This window comes from Pseudomonas sp. FGI182 (assembly GCF_000511325.1).
Lineage (GTDB): Bacteria > Pseudomonadota > Gammaproteobacteria > Pseudomonadales > Pseudomonadaceae > Aquipseudomonas > Aquipseudomonas putida_Z.
In genome coordinates this window covers 4,617,850-4,635,386 of the sequence record NZ_CP007012.1, presented here as the reverse complement: position 1 = coordinate 4,635,386, position 17,537 = coordinate 4,617,850, and the positions used below count along the sequence as shown (strand labels likewise).

Sequence of the window (17,537 nt, the reverse complement as noted above, 5' to 3'; positions counted from 1 at the left end):
AGGGTTACTCCGGTTTGTAATCGCCGGGGATTATCTCACCACTGCGCGACAAGTGCAGGTCCCGATGGATGAGCAACCCGGTCGCCAGCTCGCCCTGCAGGCTGTAGTGCAGCGGTTGTTCGCTTTTCAGCAGCTTGGCCAGTGGTTTCAGGTGCTGCCACAGGTTGGTCCGCGCGGTAATCTTGAAAGTACGCCGGGCATGCCCGCCGACACTGCGCCACACGCTGGTTTCATCCTGCACCAGCAACAGGTCGTTGAGGCGTATGGCATACGACAGGTTGCGGATGAACAGGCGGCTGTCATTGGGGTTGTCGATTCGCAGATGCAGCACGAACTCCTGCTCCAGCAACCTGGCCTTGACCGTCTCCACCTCGACCAGGTGCACCTCGGGTTCGCGCCAGTCGTCACTGCCCCAGCTGGCGCAGCCCGCCAGCAGTGCCAGCCATGCCATCAAGGTGGCGAGCAGCAGCGGGCGAGTGCGGGCGATCATGTTCAGCTACCCACGTAACTGGCGCAGCATTTCTTGAACTTCTGGCCGCTGGCGCAGGGGCAGGGGTCGTTGCGCCCGGCCTTGAGCCCGACCGTGGGGTCGATGAAGTACCAGCGCCCGGCATGCTGGACGAATGCCGAGCGCTCGCGGTGCTGATGGTCACCCTCCTGGTCGTGCCAGCGTGCAGTGAAGGTGACAAAACCGTGCTCCGGCTGGCCGCCCAGCACCTCTGCGCTTTCCACCTCCAGGCCCAGCCAGGTGCTCTGGGCGCTCCAGGCGGCCATGGCGGCACGGTCCAGGCCGGCTTGCTGGGCGGGCAGGGTGGTGGCCACCAGATAGTCGACCAGGCCCAGCACGTAGGCGCTGTAGCGTGAGCGCATCAGCGCCTGGGCATCAGGTGCCGGGGTGCCAGCATGGTAGTGCCCGCAGCAGGCGTCGAGCAGGTTGCCACTGCCACAAGGGCAGACCGAGACACTCATCATCACCACCAGTACTTGCCGAAGTTTTCAGGGTTGGCCCAGAACTTGGCATTCAGCCAGTCCGGTACCTGCTTGTAGTCATGTAGATCATAGGTGAACAGGCTCAATACCTGCTGGTCACGGCGGAATTTCTCGCTGGCCGACAGGGCCAGGGCAAAGAAATCGGTGTCTTGCCAGCCACAGGCGGCCAGGTCGGCCAGCACCGCGACCCGGCTGGCATTGAGGTTGCGAATGCCGCCGAGCAATTCCAGGCCGGTGCGTTTGGGCAGGTGCTCCAGGCAGTCCACCAGTACCGCCAGGTCAAAGCGCTGGGCTGCCAGTTCGGCCGGCAGCGGGCCTGGGGCGGCCGTGGCGATGGTTACCTGTGGGTGCGCCTGGGCGAAGGCGTCCAGCGCCGGGAAGCGCGTGCCCACCAGCAGCAGGCGTTGCGGGGTGAAGCGCTCGAGCAGGGCCGCCAGGGCCTGCTGCGGGGTGCGCTGGGAAAAACCGTCGGTCATTGGCAATCCTCGTTGAAGTCGTCCAAGACTAGCGGGCCGCAGCGTGCGGGCAAAGAGGCATGTGACTGTGTCGTGGCTTATTGGTGGCAGGGATCAGATGCTCGGTCTTTACTCCCTGAAATCGGCCTTATGCCGATTCCCCCTAGGAGAAGCAATGAAATGAGCATAGTACGCACAGCGATACCCCTGGTTCTGCTCACCAGTGTGTTGACTGGTTGTGCAGGTTTGCAAAAGACCGACTGGCCGAAATGTGCCGCCGTCGGGGGTGTAAGCGGCGCTGCCCTGGGCGCCATCGAGAGCTCCAGCTGGGCTGGTTGGGGCGCGTTGCTGGGCGGTGGCCTGGCGGCGGGCTATTGCTGGGCCCATGGCGATGGCGACGAGGATGGCGACGGCGTGCCGGACAGCCGTGACAAGTGCCCAGGTACTCCGCGCGGTGTGCAGGTCGATGCCAACGGCTGCCCGCCGGAGCCAGCCGCGGTGGTCGAGGAAGTGGTGGTGCAGAAGGAAGAGGTCATCGTCATCCGCGATGTGCACTTCGAGTTCGACTCTGCGCGCCTGACCGCCAGCGACAAGGAGCGCCTCAACACCATTGCCACGCGCCTGAAACAGGAAGCGCCGTCCGCCCGCCTGAGCGTCAGCGGCCATACCGACAGCGTCGGCTCCGACAGCTACAACCAGAAACTGTCCGAGCGCCGTGCCCACTCGGTGACCGATTACCTGGTCGAGAGCGGTGTGCCGCGCAGCAGCTTCGTGTCGGTGGTCGGTGCCGGTGAAACCCAGCCGGTGGCAGACAACGCCACGGCCGATGGGCGCGCCATGAACCGCCGTACCGAGATCAAGATCCAGCGATAGAAACGCGTGCGCCCGTGCCTTGAGCAGTGGTGCGGGCGCGTCTTCACGGCGGTCAGCCGTCCGTGGCCAATGACACAGGAGCATTCAGCATGAGTGTGACGTCGAAGGCGGCGCTGCCGCTGTTGGTGGCTGCCAGCCTGCTCGCGGGCTGCGCCACCCACAGCGATGGCAGCGCGCCGCTCAACCAGAGGACCTGGCCCATCTGCAGCCTGCTCGGCGGCCTGGTCGGTGGTGGCCTGGGCGCCATCGAAAGTTCGAGCTGGGCGGCTGGCGGCGGAGCCCTTGGCGCCATTGCCGGGGGCCTGATCTGTTACGCCCAGGATGGCGACGAAGATGGCGACGGTATTTTCGACCGCCGCGATCGTTGCCCCGATACCCCCGCCAACACTGCGGTCGACCACATGGGTTGCCCGTTGAAGGTGTACCCCGCATCGCCGCCTGCCACTGAACCTGAACCCTCGCCAGAGGTGATCATCCTGGATGACAACGGCGCGGTGATGTTCGCCTTCGATTCCGCCGAGCTGACCCCGGCGGCCCAGCAGCGCCTGCAAGGCCTGGTGGCGAAGCTCGATTCACCGACGGTGGCGAAAGTAAGCGTGATCGGGCATACCGACAACGTAGGCTCCGACAGCTACAACCAGGCACTTTCCGAACGCCGCGCCAGCAGCGTGGCCGTTTACCTGATCAGCCAGGGGCTGGAGGCGGGCAAGGTCACCAGCCAGGGGCGCGGCGAGAGTGAACCGCTCACCGACAACGAAAGCGAGGAGGGCCGCGCCCGCAACCGACGGGTGGAACTGCACCTCAACTGAGTGGTGCTGGCGTCTGTCCTGGCATTGCAGTTAATGTTGGTCGCACGGCCCGCTTGAACGGGCCGTCTCGACATAACAACAATCCATGGGGGCGGGACATGAAGTTCATCCTGGGCTTGGGCAAGGTCCTGACAGTCGCTTTCTGGGGTGTGGTGTTGTTCAATCAGTTGATGCCACAACCCTTGCCCTTCAATCTGCTGATCAACGCCGCCGGCATCACCTTGCTGGGCCTGCACCTGCTCGAAGTGCTGTTCTTCAATGGCAGCCTGCGCGGCCGCAGCCACCGCTGGTTCGATCGTTTGCAGATCCTGTTGACGGGTATCTTCCATGTCATGTCCATCCCCCGTGTGCAGGAGGCGCCGCGAAATGCGTAATCTGATGTTGCTGGCCATGTTGGCCGTTCCCCTGGCCCAGGCCGAAAGCCTGGAGGTCGCTGCAAATTCCATGCTGCGCCTGCCCGACAAGTCGGCAAGCGTGCACCTGGCACAGTTGCGTGTCGCCGATGCCGCAACCCTGCTGCTGCCTGCCACGCTCGCTGAGTTGAAGGTCGACCAACTGGAGTTGGGGCGCGATGCACGTATCGCCATTGCACCGTCCGATAGCCCGTTGCTGATCGAGGCGCGCAGTGCGCGGCTGGGTGAGGGTAGCGAATTCAGTGCGCCGGGAGCGGCGGGTACTTACCAGCGGGGAGCCCGGTCGGGCCGCAGCCTGGACCTGAAACTGGCTGAAGTGGATGCCGAGCGCCTGGCCATCGATGCCCGTGGCGGTGCCGGTGCGCCGGGGTACGTGGGGCTCGATGGCGGCAACGGCCAGGCCGGTGGCTGCACCTGGGGCCAGGCCAGCCGCGGTGCCAATGGCGATGACGGCGGCAACGGGCACGATGGTGCGCCGGGTGGGCGCATCCGCTTGAGCGTGCCGCAGGGCTTCCCGCAAGAACGCATCGTGGTGCGCCTGGACGGCGGCGCACCGGGCAAGGCCGGGGCTGCTGGCAAGGCCGGCAAGGGCGGGGCTAGCAAGGGTTGCCTGGTGTACCGCACAGACGCCGGCGCCAACGGCCGGCCGGGGCAGCCGGGCCAGCCTGGATTGGCCGGGGCTGCAGGAGAGCTGATTCTGCAGCGCCTCTGAAGTCTTGCCGCGCCCCCTGTAGGAGCGGCCTTGTGTCGCGATGGGCTGCGCAGCAGCCCCAGGATTTCAGCGCCTTCGCACAAATTGCCGGGGCTGCTGCGCAGCCCATCGCGACACAAGGCCGCTCCTACAGGGGCCGAGCAGATCCTGTCAGAGCATCAGCCGCGAACTGGCCACGGCTACCACCGCCAGGCCCAGCAGCAGGTTGATCCCCACCATCCGCCGAATCCGCCCCAGCACTGCCGCACCTGCCGGCCAGTCTTCGGCCTGCACCGCCGCCCTCAACTCCGGCAGCAGCAACGCCTGGATGCGCATGAACAGGGCAAACATGGCGATGCCTCCACCGATCATCACCTGCACATACTTCGGTGCAGTCTCGAAGCCGCTGAAGCGCATGTGCAACATGCCGATACCACTTATCGCCAAAATCGCCACGGCCAGCCAGACCCAACCGAAGAAGCGTCGGAAAACTTCCACCCACAAGCGCAGCCGGGCAGGCCCTTCAAGGGCTGCAACCGTTGCCGGGCGCAGCACCAGCCAGGCGAAGAACATGCCGCCGACCCACACCAGGGCGGCCAGGACATGCAGTGTGTAGGGCAGGGCAAAGGCAAGCATCCGGATCTCCATGCGGCATAAAGGGCAATAGCGGGGTATGATAGCCGCCCCATGCGAAACACTGAAAATATATCCAGCCCTCCGGGCGCCTGCAGACCATGATCAGCAACGAACTCAAAGCCACCATCCAGGGCGCCTATACGCGTTTTCTCGAAGCCAAGAGCCTCAAGCCGCGCTATGGCCAGCGCCTGATGATCGCCGAAGTGGCCAAGGTGCTCGGCGACATCGCCTGCGACGAAGAAGGCCGCCGTGCCGGCGAGCCTGCCGTGGTGGCAGTGGAGGCGGGCACCGGTACCGGCAAGACGGTGGCCTACAGCCTGGCTGCCATTCCGGCCGCCAAGGCCGCCGGCAAGCGCCTGGTGATCGCCACCGCCACCGTGGCGCTGCAGGAGCAGATCGTCTTCAAGGACCTGCCCGACCTCATGCGCAGCAGCGGGCTGAACTTCAGCTTCGCCCTGGCCAAGGGCCGTGGCCGCTACCTGTGCCTGTCCAAGCTCGACATCCTGCTGCAGGAGGGCCACGCCCAATCGGCCACCGCCCAGCTCTTCGAGGAAGAAGGCTTCCACATCGAAGTCGACGAGCGCAGCCAGAAGCTGTTCAACAGCATGATCGAGAAGCTTGCCGGCAACCGCTGGGACGGTGACCGCGACAGCTGGCCCGAAGCCCTGGAAGACCAGGACTGGGCGCGACTGACCACCGACCACAGCCAGTGCACCGGCCGTCATTGCCCGAACTTCCAGCAGTGCGTGTTCTACAAGGCCCGCGAAGGCATGGGCAAGGTCGACGTGATCGTCACCAACCACGACATGGTGCTGGCCGACCTGGCCTTGGGCGGCGGCGCGGTATTGCCCGACCCGCGCGACACCATGTACGTGTTCGACGAAGGCCACCACCTGCCGGACAAGGCCATCGGCCATTTCGCCCACTATTCGCGCCTGCGCTCCACTGCCGACTGGCTGGAACAGACCGCCAAGAACCTGACCAAGCTGCTGGCCCAGCACCCGCTGCCCGGTGACCTGGGCAAGTACATCGAACAGGTGCCGGAGCTTGCGCGGGAAGTGCGCACCCAGCAGCAGTTCATGTTCACCCTGTGCGAGCAGGTTGCCGACTTCCGCCCCAGCGAGGACAACGAAGGCCGTGAGCGCCCGCGCTACCGCTTCGAAGGTGGCGTGGTGCCGGAGCAGATTCGCGAAGTGGGCATCGAGCTGAAAAAGGGCTTTGCCCGCCTCAACGACCTATTCACCCGCCTGGCCGACCTGCTCAAGGAAGGCATGGATGGTGAGGTCAACATCGGCATCGCCAGCCACCAGGCCGAGGAGTGGTACCCACTGTTCGGTAGCCTGGTCACCCGTGCCCAGGGCAACTGGGAGCTGTGGACGGCCTTTACCGCCGAAGACCCGGAAGACAGCCCGCCCATGGCCCGCTGGCTGACCCTGGCCGAGAGCGGTGCGCTGTTCGACATCGAAGTCAACGCCAGCCCCATCCTGGCCGCCGAAATGCTTCGCCGCAGCCTGTGGAGCGTGGCCCATGGCGCGCTGGTGACCTCGGCGACGCTGACCGCGCTGGGCAAGTTCGACCGCTTCCGCATGCGCTCGGGGTTGCCGCGTGACGCGGTCACCTGCGTGGTGCCCAGCCCGTTCGTGCATGGCGATGCCGGCCTGCTGCGGGTCCCCGACCTCAAGGCCGACCCGCGGGATGCGGCGGCGCATACCGCAGCGATCATCCGCGAACTGCCGAACATCGTCGAAGATGCCCGCGGCGCGCTGGTGCTGTTCTCCTCGCGCAAGCAGATGCAGGACGTGTTCGATGGCCTGGACCGTGACTGGCGCAAGCTGGTGCTGATCCAGGGCAACCTGTCCAAGCAGGAAACCCTTAACAAGCACAAGGCGCGGGTCGACGATGGCCAGCACAGCGTGCTGTTCGGCCTGGCCAGCTTTGCCGAGGGTGTCGACCTGCCGGGTGCCTACTGCGAGCACGTGGTGATCGCCAAGATTCCCTTTGCCGTGCCCGACGACCCGGTCGAAGCGGCGTTGGCCGAGTGGATCGAAGCTCGCGGCGGCAACCCGTTCATGGAAATTGCCGTGCCCGACGCCTCGCTGCGGCTGATCCAGGCCTGCGGCCGCCTGCTGCGAACCGAACAGGATCGCGGTGTCATCACCTTGCTTGACCGGCGCCTGGTCACCCAGCGCTACGGCAAGGCTATTCTCAATGCGCTGCCGCCGTTCCGGCGGGAGATTTCCTGACCGCCGGAGCACACTTGCTCCGGCGCGTTGTCCATTACTCAGTCGTGGGCCATGAGGGCCCTGAAGGAGAGCCCCAGCCTTATGGTCCGCCGTACCCTGCCCGCCATTTTCGCCCTGTTGTTCAGCTCGCCCTTGCTGGCTGGGCAGCAGACGCTGTTCAGCTTCGTGCGCCCGGCCTCGGTGGTCAACGTGGCGACCGAGGATGCCGGCATGCCGCAGTACAACGCGGAGCAGACGGCCGAAGGCGAAGTGTTGCGGCGCGTGGTGTTCAACCCGGCCCAGCGGCCGACCCTGCGCCTCAGCCCGCAAAGCGGTGTGTGGGACTGGTCCGGCGGTCAGTTCCTGACCTTGCGCCTGCAAAGCGCGATGGATTGGGCGCTGACCGTGGACGTCATGGTGCAGGGCAGTGATGGCCGCACGTTGACCAGCCGCATCGACCTTCCGGCCGGTCCTGCGCAAACCGTGATGGTACCGCTGACGGCCAGCTCGCCGCTGAGCCAGGGCATGCGTGCCGGCCCGCCCATGCCCTGGAACCATGGCGGCCAGCGCCTGCTGCTGACCAGCAGCGCCGGCGCGGTCGACCTCAAGCAGGTGGCGTCGGTCAGCCTGAGTATCCCCAACCCCAAGGTGGCGCAGAACCTGCTGATCGAGCGGGTCGGCATCCAGGATGACGACCAGGCCTACAAGGCGGCCTACCATGAGCTGATCGATGCCTATGGCCAGTCCACCCGCGGCCATTGGCCTGAAAAGGTTGCCAATGACGAGCAGCTCAAGGCGGCCGATGCACGCGAGCAGCAACAACTCAAAGGCTGGCTGGCAGAGCGTGGCAAGCAGCAGCTGGATGCATACGGTGGCCTGCTGGCCGGGCCGGCGTTCGAGGCCAAAGGCTTCTTCCGCACCGAAAAGCGTGACGGCCGCTGGTACCTGGTAACGCCCGAGGGGCATCCGTTCTATTCCCTGGGGGTGAATGCCGTGGCCGCGGATGGCGGGCGTACCTACGTCGCCGGGCGTGAAGGGATGTTCAAGGCGTTGCCGGGCGAGGGTGATGCACTGGCCGCATTCTATGGCGACGGCAACAACGACGACGGCAACCCCTCGTCGCAAGGGCGCAACTTCAAACAGGGGCGCTGGTTCGATTTCTATGCCGCCAACCTGCAGCGCACCTATGGCAAACCCTGCCCGCCCGCGGTAGAAGGGCAGCCGGCCAACTGCCCACCATTGGCGCTGGATACCGCCCGCTGGCAGGCGCATGCGCTCGACCGCCTGCAGGCCTGGGGTTTCAACACGGTCGGCAACTGGAGCGAGCCGGCCCTGGGCCAGTCCAGGCGCATGCCGTACACCTTGCCACTATCGATCGTGGGGGATTACGCCAGCATCAGCACCGGCATGGACTGGTGGGGTCGCATGCCCGACCCGTTCGACCCGCGTTTTGCCATGGCCACCGAGCGCGCCGTGGCCATTGCCGCCCGCGATCACCGTGACGACCCCTGGCTGATCGGCTATTTCGCCGACAACGAACTGGCCTGGGCCGCCCCCGGTAGCGACCCGAAGGCGCGTTATGGCCTGGCCTACGGTACCTTGCGCCTGACCACCGATGTACCGGCCAAGCGCGCCTTCCTCAAGCAGTTGCGTGACAAGTATCGCAACCAGGAAGGGCTGTCCAAGGCTTGGGGCATCGAGCTGACCGCCTGGGAACTGATGGAGGACCCGGGCTTCGAGGCACCGTTGCCCGGCCCGGAGCACCCGGAAATCGAGCGTGATTACCAGCACTTCCAGCAGGTGTTCGCCGAAACCTACTTCAGGACCATTGCCGACTCGTTGAAGTGGCATGCGCCCAATCACCTGCTGCTGGGGGGCCGCTATGCCGTCAGCACGCCGGAGGCGGTCAAGGCCTGCGCGGAGTTCTGCGATGTGCTCAGCTTCAACTTCTATACCCTCAAGCCGCAGGATGGCTACGACTTCGCCCGCCTGGCCGAGCTGGACAAGCCGGTGTTGGTGTCCGAGTTCCAGTTCGGCTCGCGCGATCGCGGGCCGTTCTGGCCGGGGCCGCTGGAAGTGGCGCGGGAAGAAGACCGTGGCCCGGCCTACGGCAACTTCCTCAAGGCGGCCCTGGCGCAGCCGATGATCGTTGGCGCGCACTGGTTCCAGTACCTCGACCAGCCGGCCAGCGGCCGCCTGCTCGACGGCGAGAACGGCCACCTTGGGTTGGTGGCGATCACCGATATGCCATACCCGGGGTTTGTCGATGCCGTGCGCAAGAGCAACTTGCAGGCAATGAGCCAGCTGCGCGCCCAACTGGAAAAACCGGCGCCCTAGCAACCGGCTGACGCGGTCTGGTGTAGGAGCGGCCTTGCGTCGCGATGGGCTGCGCAGCAGCCCCGGCAATTTGTGCATTGCGGCTGAGATCTTGGGGCTGCTGCGCAGCCCATCGCGACACAAGGCCGCTCCTACAGTGGCACCGTTCGTCCTGGCTGCCATTCGTCGCGACCACTTGGCCCAAGCCAGTTTGCAAAACACGCAACTACTGAAACAATGCACACCATTTTCGGAATTGGTCGTACGGAGAACAGCGGGTGCAGATCCAGGGTCACTATGAGCTGAAGTTCGAAGCAGTGCGCGAAGCCTTCGCCGCGCTGTTCGATGATCCCCAGGAGCGTGGCGCCGCGCTGTGCATCCAGGTTGGTGGCGAAACCGTGGTCGACCTGTGGGCCGGCAGTGCCGACAAGGACGGCCAGCAGGCCTGGCACAGCGATACCATCGCCAACCTGTTCTCCTGCACCAAGACCTTCACCGCTGTCACCGCCCTGCAACTGGTCGGCGAGGGCAAGCTGGCCCTCGATGCGCCGGTGGCCAACTACTGGCCCGAGTTCGCCCAGGCAGGCAAACAGGCGATCACCCTGCGCCAGCTGCTCAGCCACCGTGCCGGCTTGCCGGCCATCCGTGAGCTGCTGCCGGCCGAAGCGCTGTATGACTGGCAGGCCATGGTCGATGCGCTGGCTGCCGAAACGCCCTGGTGGACACCCGGCACCGAGCACGGCTATGCCGCCATTACCTACGGCTGGTTGATCGGCGAGCTGATCCGCCGTGCCGACGGCCGTGGCCCCGGCGACTCGATCGTGGCCCGTACCGCTCGGCCGTTGGGGCTGGATTTTCATGTCGGCCTGGCTGACGATGAGTTTTATCGCGTGGCGCACATCGCCCGTGGCAAGGGCAACGCCGGGGACGCTGCGGCGCAGCGCCTGCTGCAGGTGACCATGCGCGAGCCCGAGGCCCTGTCGACCCGTGCCTTCACCAACCCGCCGGCGATCCTGACCAGTACCAACAAGCCGGAGTGGCGGCGCATGCAGCAGCCAGCGGCCAATGGCCATGGCAATGCACGCAGCCTGGCGGGCTTCTATGCCGGGTTGCTGGACGGCAGCCTGCTCGAATCCGAACTGCTCGACGAACTGACCCGTGAGCACAGCCTCGGGCAGGATCGCACCCTGCTCACCCAGACCCGCTTTGGCCTGGGCTGCATGCTCGACCAGCCCGACGTGGCCAACGCCACGTTCGGCCTCGGGGCCCGCGCCTTCGGCCACCCAGGTGCCGGTGGCTCGGTCGGTTTCGCTGATCCGGAACACGATGTGGCCTTCGGTTTCGTGGTCAATACCCTTGGCCCTTATGTGCTCATGGACCCGCGAGCCCAGAAACTGGTACGTGTCCTTGCCAGTTGCCTTTGATCGGGTAATGCGGGTGTTGCCCCACCCCTTTGACTATCCTCAATGCCAACGCCTGAAAGGCGTAGGCAAAATTTCTTTCTATTTCATGGTGTATCGCTGATGTCTTCACACAAAACCTTAGCACTCGCCCTGTGCCTGACCGCCGTTACCGGCTGCGCCAGCCACTCCCAGGACGGCTCGAAGGACAGCGCCTCGAGCTGGTGGCCCTTCGGTTCGGACAAGGTTGCCGAGCAGGAAGTGAAGCAAGCCGTCACGGAAAACGTGGCCAAGGCCGACGCCAAGTCCGACAACGCCAGCCGTTGGTGGTGGCCGTTCGGCGGTGAAGAGAAGCAGGCAAAGGGGCCGGTGGTACCGAAGATCGACCAGAAGGCCACCCAGGCCTGGCTGGACGAGTACGAGCCCAAGCTGCGTGAGGCGATCAAGGGCAGCAAGCTGGAACTGGAGCGCCGTGACAACGTGCTGGCCGTAACCATCCCGGTGGACAGCTCGTACAACCCTGATCGTCCGAACATGCTGCTGCCGATGACCCTGGGCCCGATCACTCGTGTGGCCAAGACTGTCGAGGGCGATGCCAAGACCGCCGTGCTGGTGCTCGGCCATGCCGACAGCAGCGGTGTCGCTGCCGCCAACCAGAAGCTCAGCCTGGAGCGCGCCGCTTCGGTGTCGGCCATTTTCCGCCTCAGCGGCCTGCAGCGTGATCGCCTGAACCTCAAGGGTATGGGCTCGGAAATGCCGCGCGCCGCCAACGACAGCGCCGAGGGCCGTGCCCTGAACCGCCGTGTGGAAATGCTGCTGACCCCGCAGAACACCATGGTCGCCCTGCTGGCCAAGTACCAGCAAGCCGCCCCGGCGCGGGCCCCGATGGTGGCGGTGCAGGACGTCAAGGCGCCTGCCGCCAAGGCTGCCGACAGCAAGCCGGCCACCAAGGCTGCGGCGAAAAAGCCTGTGACCAAAGCCAAGGCCAAGGCGCCAGCCAAGACCACGGCCAAGAAAAAAGCCGCGCCGGCCAAGCCCGTCGCCAAGAAAGCTACCACTGACAAGAAAGTAGCTGCCAACAGCCCTGCGAAGACCAACTGATCGTCAAGGAACGCAGCAATGACCCAATCCCTGGCCGATATGCGCCGCGACTACACCCGTGATGGCCTGGCCGAAGCCCAGGCCCCGGGGGAGCCGTTCGCCCTGTTCCACCAGTGGTTCGCCGATGCGGTGAAAACCGAGCAGGTACCGGTGGAAGCCAACGCCATGACCTTGGCCACTGTCGATGGTGAAGGCCGCCCTCACTGCCGTATCTTGCTGCTGAAGGGGCTCGATGAGCGTGGTTTCACCTTTTTCACCAACTACGATAGTGCCAAGGGCCAGCAACTGCTGGTAAACCCTTTCGCCGCCATGACCTTCTTCTGGCCGGCACTGGAGCGCCAGGTGCGCATCGAAGGGCGGGTGGAAAAGGTCACGCCCCAGGAGTCGGACGCCTACTACCAGGTGCGCCCGCTGGGCAGCCGCCTGGGGGCCTGGGCTTCGCCGCAGAGCCAGGTGATTGCCGGCCGTGAGGAACTGGAGGGGCTGGTCAAGGCCACCGAGGCGCGCTTTTCCGACACCCAGCCGCATTGCCCGGAACATTGGGGTGGGTATCGTTTGCTGCCTGAACGCATCGAGTTCTGGCAGGGGCGTGCCAGCCGCCTGCATGACCGACTGAACTACCGGCTGGTGGATGGGCAATGGCTGCGGGAGCGGTTGGCGCCCTGAGATTGTTGGGGCCGCTTTGCGGCCCTTTCGCGACACGAGGCCGCTCCTATAGGAGATCGCGATCCCGGCAACGGACGCGGCTCCCTGTAGGAGCGGCCTTGTGTCGCGAAAGGGCTGCGCAGCAGCCCCGGCACTCCACCAGGCTACCCCGGATACCCCGCAGCCTCCCGCTCCAACCACCCCGCCAACTGCTTGCGCCCCACCTTCTCCACCCGCGCCTGCTCCAGCCTTTGCAGCATATACGTGCGTTTTGCAGGGTCCGCCCCAGCCAGCGACAACGCCAGGTCACGGTCCATCCAGCGGCGCATGCGCACATACAGCCACCAGTGGAAGTACAACCCCGCAACGGTGGTGACCACGACGATGAAGTAATCCATGGCTATCCTTGGTCTCACTTGAAAGGCCTCGACACAGCCACGCAGGCTGTCCCTTGGCTGAATGAAAACAATTTTATTACGTTTGTACCGTGACAGCCGTCAACGTGCAGCGTCTAATGAGCACCTGACTTATGGAGACTTTACCCATGCGTAAATCCGCTTTGCTGGTGGCGACCTTTACCACCATGTCGTTGTTGCTGGGTGGCTGTGCCTCGAGCCTGACCGGTGACAGCTACTCCCGTGATGAGGCCCGCCGCGTGCAAACCGTGCGCATGGGCACCATCGAGTCCCTGCGCCCGGTCAAGATCGAGGGCACCAAGACCCCGATCGGCGGTGGTGCTGGCGCCATCGTCGGTGGCGTGGCCGGCAGCGCCGTGGGTGGGGGCCGTGGCAGCATCGTCGCCGCCGTGATCGGTGCCGTTGCCGGTGGCCTGGCCGGTTCCGCCGCCGAAGAAGGCCTGACTCGTACCCAAGGTGTCGAAATCACCGTGCGTGAGGATGATGGCAGCATGCGTGCCTATGTGCAGGCCGTGCAGCAGAACGAGATCTTCCGCGTTGGCGACCGCGTACGCATCATGACTGTCGATGGCACCAGCCGCGTCACGCACTGACCGTAGCCCAACAAGACAAAACCCCGACATGGCGCTCGCCAGTCGGGGTTTTTTCATGCTGCGGCCAGGTCAGCCGACGTTGGGCTTGCGGCTGGCAATGGCGGTTACCGCATAGCCGATCACGGCGGCGAAGAACGAGCCGGTGAGAATACCCATGCGGTCCATTCCGGCGTAATCACTGCTGCCAGGCACAAAGGCGAGCGAGCCAACGAACAGGCTCATTGTGAAGCCGATACCGCAAAGTATTGCCACACCCAGCAATTGCCCCCAACTGGCGCCTGCAGGCAGCGCGGCCAGGCGCAGCTTGACCGCGACCCAGGTCAGGCCGAAGACACCCACGGTCTTGCCCAGCAGCAGCCCGACGGCGATGCCCAGTGGCACCGGGTGGGTGAAGCTTTCTACGGTCATGCCTGCCAGGGATACACCGGCATTGGCGAAAGCGAACAGCGGCAGGATGGCGTAGGCGACCCAAGGATGCAGGGCGTGCTCCAGGGCGAGCAGTGGCGAGCGTTCGGCATGGCGCGTGCGCAGCGGGATGCACAGGGCCAGGGCAACCCCGGCCAAGGTGGCATGCACACCGCTCTTGAGCACGCAGACCCACAGGATCAGGCCAACGACCATGTACGGTCCAAGCTTGACCACGCCAAGCCGGTTCATGGCCACCAGCACTACCAGGCAGGCGGCGGCCAGCAGCAGCGACACGCTCGACAGGGTGCCCGAGTAGAACAGGGCAATGACGATGATCGCACCCAGGTCGTCGATGATCGCCAGGGTCATCAGGAACAGTTTCAGCGACACCGGCACGCGCTTGCCCAGCAAGGCCAGTACGCCGAGGGCGAAGGCGATGTCGGTGGCGGTGGGGATCGCCCAGCCGGCCACGGCCGCCGGGTTGTCACGGTTGATGAACCAGTAGATCAGTGCCGGTATCACCATGCCGCCCACGGCGGCGGTGGCAGGCAGGATCACCTGGGAGGGCTTGGACAGGTGGCCGTCGACCACCTCGCGCTTGACCTCCAGGCCGATGAGCAGGAAGAACAGGGCCATCAGGCCGTCGTTGATCCACAGCAGCAGCGGTTTGGCGATGTGCAGCGCGCCGACCTGGACGGCGACGGGGACGTCGAGCAGGCCGCTGTACAGGTAGGACAGCGGCGAGTTGTTGATGACCAGGGCCAGGATGGCCGCAGCGATCAGCAACAGGCCGCTGGCGGCTTCGAGCTGGAAGAAGCGGGTGAACAGGCTACGCACGGGCTATAGGCTCTCCATGAGCAGTTGACGATGGAACGGGCGTACACCCTAGCCTGTGACGATATGCTTTCAAACAAAAACTATATTCGTTTTTGTTATATGGTGTTACTGGCTGGGCTGAGGGAAGCCTAGATGCAGATGGGGAAGGAAGGGGGAGGGAGAGTCTGATCTCTGGGTTGGATAATTCTGATTCCTGTCAGGGCCTATTCGCGGGCTTGCCCGCTCCCACAGGTACCGCGCCACATTCAGATCTGGCGCGGCACCTGTGGGAGCGGGCGAGCCCGCGAAAGGGCCCTGGCATGTAATAAAGGCTCAGAGGCCGAGTATATCCCGCGCCACCGCCTCGGCGATGCGAATGCCATCGACACCCGCCGACAGGATCCCGCCCGCATACCCGGCCCCTTCACCCGCCGGGAACAGCCCCTTCAGGTTCAGGCTCTGGAAGTCCTCACCGCGGGTAATGCGCAGCGGCGACGAGGTGCGGGTCTCGATCCCGGTCAACACTGCATCATGCAGGTTGTAGCCCTTGATCTGCCGGTCGAACGCTGGCAGTGCCTCGCGAATGGCCTCGATGGCGAAGTCCGGCAGGCTCGGCGCCAGGTCGCCCAGGGTCACGCCCGGTTTGTAGGACGGCTCGACACTGCCCAGCGCAGTCGACGGCCGGCCGGCGACGAAGTCACCCACCAGCTGCGCCGGGGCCTGGTAGTTGCTGCCGCCCATCACGTAGGCGTGGGCTTCCAGGCGCTCCTGCAGTTCGATGCCGGCCAGCGGGCCGCCCGGGTAATCGCGTTCGGGGTCGATGCCCACGACGATGCCGGAGTTGGCGTTGCGCTCGTTACGCGAGTACTGGCTCATGCCGTTGGTAACCACCCGGCCTGGCTCGCTGGTGGCGGCGACCACGGTGCCGCCCGGGCACATGCAGAAGCTGTACACCGAACGGCCGTTCCTGGCGTGGTACACCAGCTTGTAGTCGGCGGCACCAAGTTTCGGGTGACCGGCGTACTTGCCCAAACGCGCCTTGTCGATCAGCGTTTGCGGGTGTTCGATGCGGAAGCCCACCGAGAACGGCTTGGCTTCCATGTACACGCCCTTGGCGTGCAGCATGCGGAAGGTGTCGCGGGCACTGTGGCCCAGGGCCAGCACCACATGGCGCGAGTGCAGCTGTTCGCCGCTCTCCAGCACCACGCCGGTCAGCTGCCCATCCTCGATCAGCAGGTCGGTGACCTTCTGCTGGAAGCGCACTTCGGCGCCAAGGGCGATCATGTCCTGACGCATCTGCTCGACCATGCCGGTGAGGCGGAAGGTACCGATGTGCGGCTTGTTGATGTACAGGATCTCGTCCGGCGCACCGGCCTTGACGAACTCTTCCAGCACTTTGCGGCCGTGGTGCTGCGGGTCCTTGATCTGGCTGTACAGCTTGCCGTCGGAGAAGGTACCGGCGCCGCCTTCGCCGAACTGCACGTTGGACTCGGGGTTGAGCACGCTCTTGCGCCACAGGCCCCAGGTGTCCTTGGTGCGCTGGCGCACTTCCTTGCCGCGCTCGAGGATGATCGGCTTGAAGCCCATCTGTGCCAGCAACAGGCCGGCGAAGATGCCGCACGGGCCGAAGCCGACCACGATCGGGCGCTCCTGCAGGTCGGCAGGGGCCTGGCCGACGAACTTGTAGGTCACGTCTGGCGCCGGGCCGATGTTGCGATCGTCGGCGAACTTGCTGAGCAGCTCGGCTTCGTTGCTGGCTTCCAGGTCGATGGTGTAGATGAACAGCAGTTCGCTGTTCTTCTTGCGCGCATCGTAGCTGCGCTTGAACAGGTTGAAGCTGAGCAGTTGCTCGTCGCGGATGCCCAGGCGCTGGACGATGGCTTCACGCAGGGCTTCGTCGGGATGGTCCAGGGGCAGCTTCAGTTCGGTGATTCGTAGCATGGCAGGGTCCAGTATCCCGGCCATGGGCGGCCGGCGGCTTTACACAAACCGCCAAGTATAAGCTGTTCGCCGCCCCGACTGGCAGGATAAAAGCGCCCGGCGATCAGTTGTCGCGCGCACCGCCGTAGTAACCGCAGCCCTGCAGGGTCTTGCCGTCGATGCGCAGTTCGGCGCGCAGGTGGTGGATGGCACCGGTGGCGGTGTCTACGCAGCGTTGTGGCGCGACCCACAGCTCCACGTGCTGGCCGTTGGCTTCGCTGGTCAGGGTCAGGCCGCCGCCGGGCACTTCTTCTTCCAGGAAGGGCAGGGGCAGGGGTTCCTGGCCGACGCGGTTGAGCACCATGCCTTTGCCACTGGCCTTGATGTCCCATTCCGGCTCGTGGCCGTTGGCGCGCAGGGTCAGCTGTTTGAAGTTGGGGTCTTCACAAGCGCGGGTGGAAGGTTCCAGGCGGTACAGGCGACGAACTTCCAGCTGGCCGTCGTTGTTGGCCTGCCTGCTGCCGGTGAGGCGGCCACGGACGTCGGCGAACAGCTTGTCGTTGGCGTCCTTGGCGAGGTTGGCGGCTTCCTGCAGGATGCCGGTGGCGGCGACGTCGTTGATCACGAAAGTGCGGTTTTCGCTGCACGGCTTGAACAGCAGCTGGCCTCCGGCAGCACGCAACTCGCCCTGCATGCGCGTGGTGCCGATGTTTGGGTCGCTGGGGGCGTCAGCCATGAGCTGGCAGCCGGCGAACAGGGGCAGCAGGGCGGTGAGCAGCAGGGTGGGGGTGAGGCGCATGGGGCGGGCTCCGGGATCTTCCAAAGAGCTGGCC

The 17,537-nt window shown here is 65.1% G+C and carries 18 protein-coding genes; 10 read left to right on the top strand and 8 right to left on the bottom strand.

Annotation, left to right across the window (positions count from 1 at the left end; genetic code table 11):
* Nucleotides 1-4 precede the first annotated feature (4 nt).
* The 3 genes from C163_RS20365 to C163_RS20355 are packed head-to-tail and all read right to left on the bottom strand — an operon-like array spanning nucleotide 5 to nucleotide 1,466.
* Nucleotides 5-490: an LEA type 2 family protein gene (locus tag C163_RS20365; RefSeq protein WP_025340373.1), complete on the bottom strand. Its 486-nt coding sequence runs from the start codon at nucleotides 488-490 to the stop codon at nucleotides 5-7.
* 2 nt (nucleotides 491-492) lie between these two features.
* Nucleotides 493-969, bottom strand: coding sequence for a YchJ family protein (locus C163_RS20360; protein ID WP_015271542.1), 477 nt, complete (start codon nucleotides 967-969; stop codon nucleotides 493-495).
* Nucleotides 970-971: 2 nt separating this feature from the next.
* Nucleotides 972-1,466, bottom strand: coding sequence for a DUF6231 family protein (locus C163_RS20355; protein WP_025340372.1), 495 nt, complete (start codon nucleotides 1,464-1,466; stop codon nucleotides 972-974).
* Nucleotides 1,467-1,625: 159 nt separating this feature from the next.
* Between C163_RS20355 and C163_RS20350 the strand changes: the two genes are divergently transcribed.
* The 4 genes from C163_RS20350 to C163_RS20335 all read left to right on the top strand — a co-directional run bounded on the left by C163_RS20350 (nucleotide 1,626) and on the right by C163_RS20335 (nucleotide 4,252).
* Nucleotides 1,626-2,318: an OmpA family protein gene (locus C163_RS20350; RefSeq protein WP_025340371.1), complete on the top strand. Its 693-nt coding sequence runs from the start codon at nucleotides 1,626-1,628 to the stop codon at nucleotides 2,316-2,318.
* An 89-nt stretch (nucleotides 2,319-2,407) separates the two neighbouring features.
* Entirely contained in the window at nucleotides 2,408-3,127 is a 720-nt protein-coding gene (locus C163_RS20345) for an OmpA family protein (RefSeq protein WP_025340370.1), read from the top strand.
* 98 nt (nucleotides 3,128-3,225) lie between these two features.
* Entirely contained in the window at nucleotides 3,226-3,501 is a 276-nt protein-coding gene (locus tag C163_RS20340; protein WP_025340369.1) for a DUF1145 domain-containing protein, read from the top strand.
* Nucleotides 3,494-4,252 (top strand): hypothetical protein, encoded by a 759-nt coding sequence (locus C163_RS20335; protein WP_025340368.1) that lies wholly within the window; start codon nucleotides 3,494-3,496, stop codon nucleotides 4,250-4,252. Before C163_RS20340 ends, C163_RS20335 begins: the two co-directional genes overlap by 8 nt.
* A 150-nt stretch (nucleotides 4,253-4,402) precedes the next feature.
* Here C163_RS20335 and C163_RS20330 read toward each other — a convergent pair whose 3' ends face one another.
* Nucleotides 4,403-4,867 (bottom strand): CopD family protein, encoded by a 465-nt coding sequence (locus tag C163_RS20330; protein WP_003258897.1) that lies wholly within the window; start codon nucleotides 4,865-4,867, stop codon nucleotides 4,403-4,405.
* A gap of 98 nt (nucleotides 4,868-4,965) precedes the next feature.
* Here C163_RS20330 and dinG point away from each other — a divergent pair, with 98 nt between their 5' ends.
* The 5 genes from dinG to pdxH all read left to right on the top strand — a co-directional run bounded on the left by dinG (nucleotide 4,966) and on the right by pdxH (nucleotide 12,572).
* Nucleotides 4,966-7,110, top strand: coding sequence for an ATP-dependent DNA helicase DinG (dinG, locus tag C163_RS20325; protein ID WP_013973931.1), 2,145 nt, complete (start codon nucleotides 4,966-4,968; stop codon nucleotides 7,108-7,110).
* Between the two features lie 81 nt (nucleotides 7,111-7,191).
* On the top strand, nucleotides 7,192-9,426 hold the full coding sequence (locus C163_RS20320) for a beta-galactosidase (protein ID WP_025340367.1): 2,235 nt from the start codon (nucleotides 7,192-7,194) through the stop codon (nucleotides 9,424-9,426).
* A gap of 257 nt (nucleotides 9,427-9,683) precedes the next feature.
* Nucleotides 9,684-10,829 carry an EstA family serine hydrolase gene (locus C163_RS20315; RefSeq protein ID WP_025340366.1) on the top strand — a complete coding sequence of 382 codons (1,146 nt, stop codon included), beginning with the start codon at nucleotides 9,684-9,686 and terminating at the stop codon, nucleotides 10,827-10,829.
* Nucleotides 10,830-10,928: 99 nt separating this feature from the next.
* Entirely contained in the window at nucleotides 10,929-11,906 is a 978-nt protein-coding gene (locus C163_RS20310) for an OmpA family protein (RefSeq protein WP_025340365.1), read from the top strand.
* An 18-nt stretch (nucleotides 11,907-11,924) separates the two neighbouring features.
* A complete protein-coding gene (gene pdxH, locus C163_RS20305) occupies nucleotides 11,925-12,572 on the top strand; it encodes a pyridoxamine 5'-phosphate oxidase (RefSeq protein WP_025340364.1) in 648 nt (215 codons plus the stop codon).
* A gap of 143 nt (nucleotides 12,573-12,715) precedes the next feature.
* Here pdxH and C163_RS20300 read toward each other — a convergent pair whose 3' ends face one another.
* Entirely contained in the window at nucleotides 12,716-12,949 is a 234-nt protein-coding gene (locus C163_RS20300; RefSeq protein ID WP_025340363.1) for a hypothetical protein, read from the bottom strand.
* Nucleotides 12,950-13,095: 146 nt separating this feature from the next.
* On the opposite strand from C163_RS20300, the gene C163_RS20295 reads away from it, so the two are divergent.
* Nucleotides 13,096-13,560 (top strand): glycine zipper 2TM domain-containing protein, encoded by a 465-nt coding sequence (locus C163_RS20295; RefSeq protein ID WP_013973925.1) that lies wholly within the window; start codon nucleotides 13,096-13,098, stop codon nucleotides 13,558-13,560.
* Nucleotides 13,561-13,629: 69 nt separating this feature from the next.
* Here the strand turns inward: C163_RS20295 and nhaA are convergent, their stop codons facing one another.
* The 3 genes from nhaA to C163_RS20280 all read right to left on the bottom strand — a co-directional run bounded on the left by nhaA (nucleotide 13,630) and on the right by C163_RS20280 (nucleotide 17,503).
* Nucleotides 13,630-14,805, bottom strand: coding sequence for a Na+/H+ antiporter NhaA (gene nhaA / locus C163_RS20290; RefSeq protein ID WP_025340362.1), 1,176 nt, complete (start codon nucleotides 14,803-14,805; stop codon nucleotides 13,630-13,632).
* 312 nt (nucleotides 14,806-15,117) lie between these two features.
* On the bottom strand, nucleotides 15,118-16,725 hold the full coding sequence (locus tag C163_RS20285) for an NAD(P)/FAD-dependent oxidoreductase (protein WP_025340361.1): 1,608 nt from the start codon (nucleotides 16,723-16,725) through the stop codon (nucleotides 15,118-15,120).
* A 103-nt stretch (nucleotides 16,726-16,828) separates the two neighbouring features.
* Nucleotides 16,829-17,503 (bottom strand): COG3650 family protein, encoded by a 675-nt coding sequence (locus tag C163_RS20280; RefSeq protein ID WP_025340360.1) that lies wholly within the window; start codon nucleotides 17,501-17,503, stop codon nucleotides 16,829-16,831.
* Nucleotides 17,504-17,537 lie beyond the last annotated feature (34 nt).